Genomic DNA, 12,715 nt, shown 5'->3' with positions numbered 1-12,715 from the left:
GCGCGGCCCGGCCGGTCAGGGCAGCGGGCCGCTGGTGGGCGGGTCGTCGGGATCGGTGAGGTGGGTCTCGGCGGCCCTGCTGAAGGCCGTCACCAGCCGGCCGCGGTCGCCCGCACGGGTGGCCAGCACGACATGGCTGGGTGGGACGTCGCGCAGGGGTACGGCGGTCAGGTCGGGGCGCGGCACGCCGCCGTCGCGAGCGGCGGGGACGATGGCCACCGCCTGGCCGCTGGCGACGATCTCGAACTTGTCCTCGAACGACTCGGCCACCGGCCCGTCGGGCACCGGGCTGCCGTCGGGCCGGGGGTCGATGCGCCAGTAGGCGTTCCACTCCGGGTCGGCCGCGCGCAGCAGCGGCTCGCCCGCGATGTCGTCGAGGGTGAGGGACTCCTTGCCGGCCAGCGGGTGGTCGACCGGCATCATCAGCATGCGGGGTTCCTCGCGCAGCACCGTCACCCGCAGTCCCGCGGTCGGGACGGGCAGCCGGGTGACGACCGCGTCGACCCGGTGGTCCAGCAGGGCCGCGGTGGCCTGCCCGAACTCCACGAACACGGTCTGTACGTCGGCGTCCGGGTGCCGGTGCCGCAGCGCGCGCACGGCGGGGGTGACGATCAGGCCGCGGGTGAAGCCGACGACGATCCGGCTCGGCTCGGCGGCGGCGCGGGTGACGGCCACGGTCTGGTCGGCGGAGCGCAGCAGGGCCCTGGCCCGGGGCAGGAACACCTCCCCGGCCGCGGTGAGCGTGTTGCCCTGGGGCGTGCGGTCGAGGAGGCGGGCGCCCAATTGGTGTTCCAGCCGGTGGATCTGGCGGCTGAGCGAGGGCTGGGTCAGATGCAGTCGCGCGGCGGCCCGGCCGAAGTGCCGGTGCTCGGCGACCGCCACGAAGTAGCGGACCAGCCGCAGGTCGAGATCGGGCGCGGGAGCCGGTTCCGTCATGCGGACAGCGTACGCGCCCCGGACGGAACGCGGCTACGTGCAATCGCACTGACCTCGTGTGATGCCCAAAGTGCATGACGGCATACGCATCAGGCCTTGGACGCCCGCCGCCTCCCGGCCGGACGCTGGAGGCGTCCTCCCATCCGCTTCGTTCCCAGGAGCACACTGTCATGCGTGTATTCGTCACCGGCGCGGCCGGCTTCATCGGTTCCGCCGTCGTCCGGGACCTGCTCGACGCGGGCCACCGGGTCACCGGCATGGTCCGGTCCGAGGAGACCGCCGGGTCGGTCGCGGCGACCGGGGCCGACGTGCACCGCGGCACCCTCGACGACCTCGACGGTCTGCGCGGTGCGGCGGCCGCCGCGGACGGCGTCGTCCATCTGGCCTACGTCCACGACTTCAGCGACATGGCGGCGGCCGCCGCCACCGACCGGGCCGCGATCGAGGCGCTCGGCGCCGGGCTGGCCGGCACCGGCCGGCCCCTCGTCATCGCCTCCGGGGTCCTGCTGGCCGCCCCTCGCGGCGAGGTGGCCACGGAGGAGGACCCGGCGGGGCCGCAGCCCCGGGGCCGCTCGGAGGACACCCTGTTCGCGCTGGCCGAGCGCGGGGTGCGGGCCTCGGCCGTCCGGCTCGCCCCGACCGTGCACGGCCGCGGCGACCGGGGCTTCGTCAGGATCCTGATCGACATCGCCCGGGAGAAGGGCGTGTCCGCGTACGTCGGTGACGGCGCCAACCGCTGGCCCGCCGTGCACCGGCTGGACGCCGCGCGGCTGTTCCGGCTGGCCGTCGAGGGCGCGCCGGCGGGCAGCAGGCTGCACGCGGTCGACGACGAGGGCGTGCCGCTGCGCGAGATCGCGGGCGTCATCGGCCGGCATCTGGGAGTGCCGGTGCGGGGCGTGTCCGCCGAGGAGGCGCCCGGCCACTTCGGCTGGTTCGCCCCGATCGTCTCGGCGGACGCGCCGGCCTCCAGCGTCCGCACCCGCGAGGCCCTGGGCTGGGAGCCGGCCGGGGCGCGGCTCCTCACGGACCTGGACGAGGGGCACTACTTCGCCGACGGGGAGACCGGTGCGGCGGCGTCCTGACCGGCGTCCGCGGTAACCCGTGCGGGTGCGTCGTGGCTCGTCGCGCCCCCGCGGCGGAGCCGCGCAAAAAGCGCAGCCCCGCGCCCTTGCGGCCCGCCGTGTCACCGTCACGGCACCACGTAGATCTGCTTCAGCTCCGGGTCCGTGGCGTCCGGGAGGTTCATGCCGCCCTCCAGGCCCGTGCGCAGATAGCGCAGGACGTGGTCGGTGAGGCGCTCGCCGGGCACGATCGCCGGGATGCCCGGCGGGTACGGCGTGATCATCTCCGCGGAGATCCGTCCGGCGGCGTCCTCCCAGGCGACGGCCTCCTTGGGGCCGAAGTACGCGTCCCGGGGCAGGCCCACCTGCCGCATCCGCATCTGCGAGCCGGTCGGCACCACCATGTCGGGCAGGTCGGCGGTCAGTTCGCCGGCGTGCTCGGCCAGGTCCCGCAGCGCGTCGAGGAGCGGCCCGGTGGTGGCCGGTGAGTCGGCGTGGGTGAGCTGGGCGCTGAGCCGCCGGTGGTCCGCGAGGTGCATGTCCATGTGGTGCCGCTCGCGCAGCCAGTCGGCGGCCCGGTAGCCGGAGGTGCCGAGGCCGTGGATGTCGATGACGATCGGCAACGGGTCGAACCCGGCGGCCAGTTCGGGCCCCACCAACGCGTCCTCGCCCAGGACGCGCATCCCGGGGATCTCGTCGATGGCGGAGCGGACGTCCTCGGCGAGCTTCAGCGCGTCGCCCATCAACTCCTTGCCCCGCAGCACCATCTGACGCCGCCAGGCGTCCATCCCGGCGTAGATGAGGACCGACGGGCTGGTCGTGCCGAGCAGGTCGGAGCGGGACTGGAGGGTCATCGGGTCGATCAGCGAGCCCTGGAGGTGGAAGACGGAGCCCTGTTCGAGTCCGCTGCCCATCTTGTGGACGCTGGTGACGCAGACGTCGGCGCCCGCGTCCATCGCCCAGGACGGCAGGTCCGGGTGGAACGGCAGATGGGCGCCCCATGCCTCGTCCACGATGACGGGCAGGCCCCGGGCGTGCGCCACCTCGGCGATCCGGCTGAGTTCGGCGACGGTGCCGTACGGGGTGGGGCTGGTGACGAGGACACCGCGGGCGTCGGGGTGGGCCTCGAGCGCCTTCTCGTAGGCGTGCGCCCGCGGCGGGTGGGCGAGGTGCTGCTCGGGGTCCCAGCTCGGGTCGACCCAGACGGGTTCGATGCCGGCGAGGATGAGCCCCGACACGACCGACTTGTGCGCGTCGCGGCCCACGACCAGCTTCTCGTGCGGCCCGGCCACGGCGAGCATGGCGGCCTTCACGGACAGGGAACTGCCGCAGGTGGTGAAGAAGGTGTGGTCGGCGTGGACGGCGTCGGCCATCAGTTCCTCGGCGTGCGTGAGGATCTCGTGCCGGGTGCGGCGGTCGTCGAGGCCGCCGGAGGCGAGGACGTCGGAGTGGTAGACGGCGTCACCGAGGACCGCCCGCGCCTGAGGGTCCGCGCCGCGCGCCTGCTTGTGCCCGGGCGGGGTGAAGGCGGTCTCGCCCCGCTCGTGATAGGTGCGCAGGGCGTCGAGCACGGGCGCCTGGGTGTGATCCACGGGTGTCTCCTCCTTGTCGGGGATGCCGGGTTCGGGAATGCCGGTCCTCCCACTGGTCGGGTACGCGGACGGGTGAACGGGCGGCCGGTCAGCCGCGGCGGTCGCCGTCCCGCCCGCTCTCGCCCTGGGGATGCCCCTCGGCGGCCTCGCGGTTGGCGTGCCGGCTGGTGGTGAGGGGGTCGCCGGAACCGCCGGGAGCGCCCTCGCCGGTGTCGGTGTCCTCCTCCTCGCCGAGCTCCTCCAGCTCCTCGAGGAACTCGTCGGCGGCGGTACCGGCCGGCTTCTTGCCCGAATCGTGGCGTGCGGTGTTCTCATGCATGCGGTCCGAGTACCCGGGCTCGCGGTTTCCAGCCGGGGCGGCGTGCCGGGCGTCCCTCTACGGAGCGCCGCGCAGCGCCTTGGCGGCGGCCTTCAGGTCGGTGAGGAAGCCGGCGTACGCGGCCTCCCGGTCGTCGGCGCGGAGGATCGCCGAGGGGTGCAGCGTGGCGAGGACGCGGGGGCCGTCCGGGTCCGAGGGGAGGTCGAGCAGGACGCCGCGGTCCCGGCTCACCCGGAAGGAGCCGCCCAGCAGGGCCTTGCCCGCGGTCGCGCCGAGGGCGACGACCACCTCGGGGCGGACCCGGGCCAGTTCCGCCGTCAGCCAGGGGCGGCACGCCTTCGCCTCCCGCAGCGTCGGCGCCTTGTGGATGCGCCGCTTGCCGCGTTCGGGCACGGTGAACTTGAAGTGCTTGACGGCGTTGGTGACGTACGCCCGGTCCCGGTCGATCCCGGCCTCCTCCAGCGCCCGGTCCAGCAGTCGCCCGGCGGGGCCGACGAAGGGTTCGCCCGCGCGGTCCTCCTGGTCTCCGGGCTGCTCCCCGACGAGCAGCACCCGGGCGTCGGCGTCCCCCTGCCCGAACACGGTCTGCGTGGCGTCCTCGTACAGCGGACACCCCCGGCACCCGGCCGCCGCCCGGCGCAGCGCGTCCAGCCCGGCGTCCTCCGGTACGAAGGGGGCCGCGTCGTAGGCGGCGGGCCCGGTGTCGTCGTCGGTACGCGTACGGCTCATGGGGGTCACCTCCGCACCCGCGGCTGCGGTCGTCGCCGCCCCGGGGTACCCCGTCCCGGCTCGCACACACCCGCCCGCGCCGCGACCATGGAGGCAACGCCCCGCACGGTGGGCCCCGAACAGGATCCCGGAGGGACGATGACCTCGAGAGCCCGGGCAGGGCAGGAGCCGCAGGACCCCGTGGGAGCGGCGGCGGACGCGGAGCGGATCTTCGCCCTGGAGGAGGAGAACCGCCAGCTCAAGGAGGCCATCACCTCGCACGCGGTCGTGGACCAGGCGATCGGCATGGTCGTCGGCCTGGCCCGCGTGACGCCGGACGAGGCCTGGCAGGTGCTGGTGGAGGTCTCCCAGCACACCAACATCAAGCTGCGGTGCCTGGCGGAGACTCTGGTCAATTGGGGCGGCACGGGGGTTCTGCCACCGGAGGTGACAGCGGTGCTGGAGGACGCGCTGGACCGCCACGGGCCCACGCGCGTCCCGGCCCCCTCCGGGGAGGGCGCGTCATAGCTCGGGAGTGCTTGTCGTTCGGCGACTGCGGGTGGGTGGGAACTGCGCGATCTTTTTGGGGGTCCGGGGGCTTGCCCCCCCGGGGACGGGAAGGGTAGGGGCGGCGGGGGCGAGAAACCCCCCGGCCACCCCCACCCGCCACTACTCCGGCCGCAGCCACACCGTGGCCAGCGGCGGCAGCGTCAGGCGCAGAGCGCCATCCGGCTCCGGCTTGACCAGCTCGCCCCCACTCACCCCGCTCCCCCCGTACCGCTCCGCGTCCGTGTTCAGCACCTCACGCAACACCCCCACGCCCTCCGGCACCGCGACCCGGTAGTCGTGCCGCACCACCGGCGAGAAGTTGCACACCACGACCAGCGGCGCCCCCGCCGCGTCGTACCGCACGAACGACAGCACGTTGTCCTCCCCCGCGTTCGCGTCGATCCATGCGAACCCCTCCGGGGAGGTGTCCCGCTCCCACAGCGCCGGCGTCTCCCGGTACCGCACGTTCAGATCGCGCACCAGATCCCGCACCCCCCGGTGGTCGCCGGCCGCGCAGTACCCCTCGTCCATGAGCCACCACTCCGGCCCGCCCTCCGCCGACCACTCCGCGCCCTGCGCGAACTCCTGCCCCATGAACAGGAGTTGCTTGCCGGGGTGGGCCCACATGAAGCCGAGGTACGCACGGTGGTTGGCCCGCCGCTGCCACCAGTCGCCCGGCATCTTGCTCACCAGCGCCTGCTTGCCGTGCACGACCTCGTCGTGCGAGATGGGCAGCACGTAGTTCTCGCTGTAGGCGTACACCATCGAGAACGTCATCTCGTTGTGGTGGTACTTGCGGTGCACCGGCTCGTGCTGGATGTACTCCAGTGAGTCGTGCATCCAGCCCATGTTCCACTTCAGCCCGAACCCGAGCCCGCCGAAACCCCCGGCGCCGACGATGTCGGTGGGGCGGGTGACACCGTCCCAGGCCGTGGACTCCTCCGCGATGGTGACCACCCCGGGGCAGCGCCGGTACACGGTCGCGTTCATCTCCTGGAGGAACGCCACCGCGGCCAGGTCCTCGCGCCCGCCGTACATGTTGGGCACCCACTGCCCGTCCTCGCGCGAGTAGTCGAGGTAGAGCATCGAGGCGACGGCGTCCACGCGCAGGCCGTCGATGTGGAACTCCTCGCACCAGTACACGGCGTTGGCCACGAGGAAGTTGCGCACCTCGTTGCGCCCGTAGTCGAACTCCAGCGTCCCCCAGTCGGGGTGCGAGGCCCGCTGCGGGTCGGCATGTTCGTAGAGGTTGCCGCCGTCGAACCGGGCCAGCGCCCAGTCGTCGCGCGGGAAGTGCGCGGGCACCCAGTCCATGAGGACGCCGATGCCGGCCCGGTGCAGCGCGTCGATGAGGTACTTGAAGTCGTCGGGGGTGCCGAGCCGGGAGGTGGGTGCGTAGAAGCCGGTGACCTGGTAGCCCCAGGAGCCGCCGAAGGGATGCTCCGCGACCGGCATCAACTCGACGTGCGTGAAGCCGAGATCGGCCACGTACGCGGGCAGCTCCTCGGCGAGCTGACGATACGTCAGGCCGGGGCGCCAGGAGGCGAGGTGGACCTCGTAGACGGAGAACGGGGCCTCGTGGACGGGGCGTTCGCCACGCCGGGCCATCCACTCGCCGTCGCTCCACTCGTGGTGCGAGGCGGTGACGATCGAGGCGGTGGCCGGGGGCACCTCCGCGCGCCGGGCCATCGGGTCGGCGCGGAGGGTGTGGCCGCCGTCGGGTCGCGTGATGTCGAACTTGTAGAGCGTGCCCTCCCCCAGGCCCGGCACGAACAGCTCCCACACCCCGCTGTGGCCGAGCGAGCGCATGGGCAGGGCGGTGCCGTCCCAGTGGCAGAACTCGCCGCACACCCGGACCCCGCGCGCGTGCGGCGCCCACACCGTGAAGCGGGTGCCCTCGACGCCCTCGTGGACCATCGGCTGGGCGCCGAGCGCGTCCCACAGCCGCTCGTGCCGGCCCTCGTGGATCAGGTGCAGGTCGAACTCGCCGAGCGCGGGCAGGAAACGGTACGGGTCGTCCGTCTCGTGCACCGCCTCCCCGTAGGCGATCCGCAGCCGGTACCCGGGCATCTCCGGGCGGTGCAGGAGCGCGGTGAAGAAGCCGTCGCCGTCGTCGTGCAGCGCGGTCTCCCCCTCCCCCGTCACCACGGTGACCGCCGTGGCGTACGGGCGCAGTACGCGCACGGCGACGCCGCCGGGCGCCGGATGGGCGCCCAGGACGGCGTGCGGGTCGTGGTGCGTGCCGGCCAGCAGCCGCTCCCTGTCCTCCGCTCCCGGCGGAGCGGCCTGGGTGGGCGGGGCCGGGCGGGTTCGTGTGCGTGCGGTCATGGTGTGGGCCTCCTCGATCCGGCCGGTGGACGTTCGGCGAGACGGGTGATCGCCGCCATCGGCACGGGCAGCCAGTCGGGGCGGTGCCGGGCCTCGTAGAGGACCTCGTACACGGCCCGGTCCGTCTCATGGGCGCGCAGCAGTTCGGGTTCCTGGCGGGGGTCCCAGCCGGCCGCGGCGGCGTACCCCGCGCAGTACGCCTCCCGGCAGCGCTGGGACCATTCGGGGCGCCACGGCCTGCCCGTGCGCGCCGCGTAGTCGAAGGACCGCAGCATGCCCGCGACATCCCTTATCGGCGACTGGGCGCGACGGCGTTCGGGCAGCGGGCGGGCCGGTTCGCCCTCGAAGTCGATGAGGTGCCAGTCGTTCCCGGTGCGCAGCACCTGCCCCAGGTGGAGGTCGCCGTGGATGCGCTGCGCGGGGCGGGCCGCGTCCAGTCCGGCGAGCGCCTCGACCGCCGAGCTCAGCGCGGGGGCGTACGGCTGGAGTTGGGGCACGGCACGGGCGACGGCGTCGATGCGGTCGCGCATCGCGGCCGCCAGGTGCCGGTGCTGGCGCCGGTCGGGGTACTCCAGCGGGAACGCGGCGGCGAGCGCGAGGTGCACCTCGGCGGTGGCCCGCCCCAGTTCGTACGCCTCCTCGGTGAAGTCGGCCCCGGAGGCGAGCGTACCGAGCGCCTGGGTCCAGCCGTCCTCGGCGCCGCGCAGATACGGCTGGAGGACGGCGAGGGTGGCGTCCCACGGCAGCGAGGTGCGGACCCAGGCGACGGGCGCCGGGACCCGGGTGCAGCCCTGCCGGGCGAGGGCACCGGGCACCTCCAGGTCGGGGTTGACACCGGGCTGGACGCGGCGGAACACCTTGAGGATGTACGTGTCGCCGTACACCACCGAGGAGTTGGACTGCTCGGCGTCCAGGAGCCGGGGCGCGAGCCCGGAGGGCAGCAGCACCTTGGCGTCACGTTCGAAGGCGAGGGCGCCCGCGGTGCCCGGGGTGCGCAGCCGCTCCAGGAGCAGGGCGGCCGAGCGGGGGTCCTGGAGGGCGTCGTAGACCATCAGTCCGGCCAGCGGGCCCTCAGCCGGGCGGCCGATGGCGGCGGGCGCCAGGTGCGGCGGCAGCGTCTCACGGGCGCCGAGGAGCAGTTGGTAGCAGTCGTGCAGGGGATGCTCCCCGGACGGCGGCTCGGCGTGTCCCGCGTGCACCAGCAGATGCAGACACCCGGGGTGCAGCTCGGTCACGCTGAGCAGGGCGAGCTTCGTGACGGGGCGGCCCTTGCCCGCGAACCAGCGCTGCCGGGGCAGCCAGCCGTGCAGCAGGTCGGCAAGTGAGGTCAGCAGCGACCCCGCGCCCAGGCCACTCGGGCGGAGCGTTGCGGTGTTCGGCATGGCGTCGCGTCCTTTCCGGGCCACGCGGCGGAATCCACGGGGGGAGGGTGCTTCGGGTCACGCACTCGCGATCAGGCTCACCTTGGTGGCCGGGGCCGCGTCCCTGCGGAGCCGGAACCAGTAGAAGCCGTGGCCCGCCAGGGTCAGCAGATACGGCAGCTCGCCGATGGCGGGGAAGCGGACGCCACCGATGAGTTCGACCGGGTGGCGTCCCTGGAAGGCCTGGAGGTCGAGTTCGGTGGGCTGGGCGAAGCGGGAGAAGTTGTGCACGCACAGGACGAGGTCGTCGCCGTGTTCGCGCAGGAAGGCCAGGACGGCCGGGTTGGAGGAGGGCAGTTCGGTGTAGGAGCCGAGGCCGAAGGCGGGGTTCTGCTTGCGGATCTCGATCATCCGCCGGGTCCAGTGCAGCAGGGAGGACGGCGAGGACATGGACGCCTCGACGTTGGTGACCTGGTAGCCGTAGACCGGGTCCATGATCGTGGGCAGGAACAGCCGCCCGGGGTCGCAGGAGGAGAAGCCCGCGTTGCGGTCGGGTGTCCACTGCATGGGGGTGCGCACCGCGTCGCGGTCGCCGAGCCAGATGTTGTCGCCCATGCCGATCTCGTCGCCGTAGTACAGGATCGGCGAGCCGGGCAGGGACAGCAGCAGCGCGGTGAACAGTTCGATCTGGTTGCGGTCGTTGTCCAGCAACGTGGCCAGCCGCCGACGGATGCCGATGTTGGCGCGCATCCGCGGGTCCTTGGCGTACTCGGCCCACATGTAGTCGCGTTCCTCGTCGGTGACCATCTCCAGGGTCAGCTCGTCGTGGTTGCGCAGGAAGATCCCCCACTGGCAGTTGAAGGGAATCTCCGGGGTCTTGGCGAGGATTTCGGAGACGGGATAGCGCGACTCGCGGCGGACCGCCATGAAGATGCGGGGCATGACGGGGAAGTGGAACGCCATGTGGCACTCGTCGCCGCCGGTGCTGTAGTCGCCGAAGTAGTCGACCACGTCCTCCGGCCACTGGTTCGCCTCCGCGAGCAGCACGGTGTCCGGGTAGTGCGTGTCGATCTCCTTGCGCACCCGCTTCAGGAACTCGTGGGAGGCGGGCAGGTTCTCGCAGTTGGTGCCCTCCTCGGCGTACAGATAGGGGACGGCGTCCAGCCGGAAGCCGTCGATGCCGAGGTCGAGCCAGAAGCGGAGGGCCGCGAGGATCTCCTCCTGCACGGCCGGGTTCTCGTAGTTGAGATCCGGTTGGTGGGAGAAGAACCGGTGGAAGTAGTACTGCTTGCGCTCGGGATCGTAGGTCCAGTTCGACGCTTCCGTGTCGACGAAGATGATGCGTGCGTCGGGATAGCCCTGGTCGTCGTCGGCCCAGACGTAGTAGTCGCCGTAGGGGCCGTCGGGGTCCTTGCGGGACTCCTGGAACCACGGATGCTGATCGCTCGTGTGGTTCATGACGAAGTCGATGATCACGCGGATACCGCGCTGGTGGGCCGCGTCCACGAACTCCACGAAGTCCGCCAGGTCCCCGAACTCCGGCAGCACCGCCGTGTAGTCGGACACGTCGTAACCGCCGTCCCGCAGCGGCGACTTGAAGAACGGCGGCAGCCACAGACAGTCCACCCCCAGCCACTGGAGGTAGTCGAGTTTGGCGGTCAGACCCTTGAGGTCGCCGATGCCGTCGCCGTTGCTGTCCTGGAAGGAGCGGACCAGGACTTCGTAGAAGACGGCGCGTTTGAACCAGTCCGGGTCCCGGTCCTTGGCGGGGGTGTCCTCGAAGGTGTCCGGGACGGGCTCGTTGACGATCATGGTGTGGGTGACCCTCCGATCTGCGGTGAGGACGGTCGCAGGACGGTCAGCACGTGTGCCGGCCTGTCGCCCGGCTCCAGTCGCACATAGTTGGCCCTGCCCCAGGAATAGGTGTCACCGGTGAGCTCGTCGCGCACCGGCACCACCTCGTGCCAGTCGAGGCCGAGGTGCGGCATGTCCAACGACACCGTCGCCTCCTGCGTGCGATGCGGGTCGAGGTTCACGACGGTCACCACGGTGTCCGTGCCGGTGCGCTTGCTGTACGCGAGCACGGAGTCGTTGTCGGTGTGGTGGAAGCGGAGGTTGCGGAGCCGGCGCAGGGCGGGGTGCCGGCGCCGGACCGCGTTGAGCGTGGTGAACAGGGGGGCCAGTGTGCGGCCCTCGCGCTCGGCGGCGGCCCAGTCGCGGGGCCGCAGTTGGTACTTCTCCGAGTCGAGGTACTCCTCGCTGCCCGGGCGCAGCGGGGTGTTCTCGCACAGTTCGTAGCCGCTGTAGATGCCCCACGTCGGGGACAGGGTGGCGGCCAGGATGGCGCGGACGGCGAAGGCGGGGCGGCCGCCGTGCTGGAGGTAGGCGTGCAGGATGTCGGGGGTGTTGGCGAAGAAGTTCGGCCGCATATAGGCGGCCGCCTCACCGGAGAGTTCGGTGAGGTACTCCGTCAGCTCCTCCTTGGTGGTGCGCCAGGTGAAGTACGTGTACGACTGCTGGAAACCGACGGCGCCCAGGGTGTGCATCATCGCGGGCCGTGTGAACGCCTCCGCCAGGAAGATCACGTCCGGGTCGCGGCCGTTGATCTCGCCGATCACCCGCTCCCAGAACACCACCGGCTTGGTGTGCGGGTTGTCCACCCGGAAGATCCGCACCCCGTGCGCCATCCAGTGCCGCAGCACCCGTACCGTCTCCGCGACGATGCCGTCCATGTCCGCGTCGAACGCGATCGGGTAGATGTCCTGGTACTTCTTCGGCGGGTTCTCCGCGTACGCGATCGAACCGTCGCTGCGGTGGTGGAACCACTCCGGATGCTTCTCCACCCACGGGTGGTCGGGAGAGCACTGCAACGCGAAGTCCAGGGCGATCTCCATGTTGAGCCGCCGGGCGCGGGCGACGAAGGCGTCGAAGTCGTCCAGGGTGCCGAGCGCCGGATGCACCGCGTCGTGGCCGCCCTCCGGTGAGCCGATCGCCCAGGGGCAGCCGACGTCCGACTCGCTCGCGGAGAGGCTGTTGTTGGGGCCCTTGCGGTAGGCGGTGCCGATGGGGTGGATGGGCGGGAGGTAGACGACGTCGAAGCCCATCGCGGCGATGGCCGGAAGCCGCTCGGCGGCCGTCCGGAACGTGCCGTGCGCCGACGGGTCCAGGCCCCCGTTCTCGCTGCGCGGGAAGAACTCGTACCAGGAGCCGTACAGCGCCCGCTCCCGCTCCACCTGGAGGGGGTACGTGGGCGAGGCGGTGACGAGGTCGCGCAGCGGGTGGGCGGCCAGGACGGCGCGTACCCGGGGGGCGAGCGCGGCACCGTGCCGGGACTCCGGGGAACGGGTGTCGTCGCGCAACGCCTCGGCGGCGGCGAGGAGTGCGGCCCGGCCGGCGGCGTCCGGCACTTCCCCGGCGGCCCGCTCGTGGAGCCGGGCGCCCTCTTCCAGGACCAGCTCGGTGTCGATCCGGGCCGGGATCTTGATGCCGGCGTGGTGCCGCCAGGTGGAGACGGGGTCGCTCCACGCCTCCACCCGGTAGGTCCACTCGCCGACCGCCGTCGGGGTGACGTCGGCGCCCCAGCGGTCGGTGCCCGGGGCCAGCTCGCGCATCGGGGTCCACGGGCCGGGGCGGCCCTCGGGGTCCGTCAGGACGACGTTGGCGGCGATCGCGTCGTGGCCCTCCACGAACACCGTGGCGGTGACACGGAAGGCCTCGCCCTCGACGGCCTTGGCGGGGCGCCGGCCGCCCTGGACGAGCGGCCGGACGTCCAGGACCGGAATGCGGCCGATGGCGGGGTCGGGGTTCATCGGTGTCGCCTCCTCCTCCGCCGTGCGTGAGCCGGCCGCGGTGGGTGGGTGG

Annotated in this window: 10 protein-coding genes; 2 read left to right on the top strand and 8 right to left on the bottom strand. The window is 72.7% G+C overall.

Annotation, left to right across the window (positions count from 1 at the left end; all coding sequences use genetic code 11):
* Nucleotides 1-15: 15 nt before the first annotated feature.
* Nucleotides 16-936 carry a LysR family transcriptional regulator gene (locus tag OIE12_RS29585; protein ID WP_329140569.1) on the bottom strand — a complete coding sequence of 307 codons (921 nt, stop codon included), beginning with the start codon at nucleotides 934-936 and terminating at the stop codon, nucleotides 16-18.
* 170 nt (nucleotides 937-1,106) lie between these two features.
* On the opposite strand from OIE12_RS29585, the gene OIE12_RS29580 reads away from it, so the two are divergent.
* Nucleotides 1,107-2,018 carry an SDR family oxidoreductase gene (locus OIE12_RS29580; RefSeq protein WP_329140567.1) on the top strand — a complete coding sequence of 304 codons (912 nt, stop codon included), beginning with the start codon at nucleotides 1,107-1,109 and terminating at the stop codon, nucleotides 2,016-2,018.
* A gap of 107 nt (nucleotides 2,019-2,125) precedes the next feature.
* Here the strand turns inward: OIE12_RS29580 and OIE12_RS29575 are convergent, their stop codons facing one another.
* From OIE12_RS29575 to OIE12_RS29565, 3 genes are all read right to left on the bottom strand, one after another.
* Nucleotides 2,126-3,589, bottom strand: coding sequence for an aminotransferase class I/II-fold pyridoxal phosphate-dependent enzyme (locus tag OIE12_RS29575; RefSeq protein WP_329140566.1), 1,464 nt, complete (start codon nucleotides 3,587-3,589; stop codon nucleotides 2,126-2,128).
* Nucleotides 3,590-3,677: 88 nt separating this feature from the next.
* Nucleotides 3,678-3,908 carry a hypothetical protein gene (locus tag OIE12_RS29570; protein ID WP_329140564.1) on the bottom strand — a complete coding sequence of 77 codons (231 nt, stop codon included), beginning with the start codon at nucleotides 3,906-3,908 and terminating at the stop codon, nucleotides 3,678-3,680.
* Nucleotides 3,909-3,965: 57 nt separating this feature from the next.
* On the bottom strand, nucleotides 3,966-4,637 hold the full coding sequence (locus OIE12_RS29565) for a UdgX family uracil-DNA binding protein (protein WP_329140562.1): 672 nt from the start codon (nucleotides 4,635-4,637) through the stop codon (nucleotides 3,966-3,968).
* A gap of 138 nt (nucleotides 4,638-4,775) precedes the next feature.
* On the opposite strand from OIE12_RS29565, the gene OIE12_RS29560 reads away from it, so the two are divergent.
* The gene (locus tag OIE12_RS29560; RefSeq protein ID WP_329140560.1) at nucleotides 4,776-5,144 is read left to right on the top strand and encodes an ANTAR domain-containing protein; all 369 of its coding nucleotides are present in this window, start codon (nucleotides 4,776-4,778) and stop codon (nucleotides 5,142-5,144) included.
* Between the two features lie 141 nt (nucleotides 5,145-5,285).
* Here OIE12_RS29560 and glgB read toward each other — a convergent pair whose 3' ends face one another.
* The 4 genes from glgB to OIE12_RS29540 are packed head-to-tail and all read right to left on the bottom strand — an operon-like array spanning nucleotide 5,286 to nucleotide 12,663.
* Nucleotides 5,286-7,493: a 1,4-alpha-glucan branching enzyme gene (gene glgB / locus OIE12_RS29555; RefSeq protein ID WP_329140559.1), complete on the bottom strand. Its 2,208-nt coding sequence runs from the start codon at nucleotides 7,491-7,493 to the stop codon at nucleotides 5,286-5,288.
* Nucleotides 7,490-8,875 carry a maltokinase N-terminal cap-like domain-containing protein gene (locus OIE12_RS29550; RefSeq protein WP_329140557.1) on the bottom strand — a complete coding sequence of 462 codons (1,386 nt, stop codon included), beginning with the start codon at nucleotides 8,873-8,875 and terminating at the stop codon, nucleotides 7,490-7,492. Before OIE12_RS29550 ends, glgB begins: the two co-directional genes overlap by 4 nt.
* 57 nt (nucleotides 8,876-8,932) lie before the next feature.
* Nucleotides 8,933-10,666 (bottom strand): maltose alpha-D-glucosyltransferase, encoded by a 1,734-nt coding sequence (gene treS / locus OIE12_RS29545; RefSeq protein WP_329140555.1) that lies wholly within the window; start codon nucleotides 10,664-10,666, stop codon nucleotides 8,933-8,935.
* Complete coding sequence (locus OIE12_RS29540) at nucleotides 10,663-12,663, bottom strand: alpha-1,4-glucan--maltose-1-phosphate maltosyltransferase (protein WP_329140553.1); 2,001 nt, start codon at nucleotides 12,661-12,663, stop codon at nucleotides 10,663-10,665. The genes treS and OIE12_RS29540 overlap by 4 nt, the downstream gene beginning before the upstream one ends.
* Nucleotides 12,664-12,715 lie beyond the last annotated feature (52 nt).

It is taken from the genome of Streptomyces sp. NBC_00670 (genome assembly GCF_036226765.1).
Classification (GTDB): domain Bacteria; phylum Actinomycetota; class Actinomycetes; order Streptomycetales; family Streptomycetaceae; genus Streptomyces.
The sequence above is the reverse complement of the archived record's forward strand: the minus strand, read 5'-3'. Positions and strand labels throughout refer to the sequence as shown.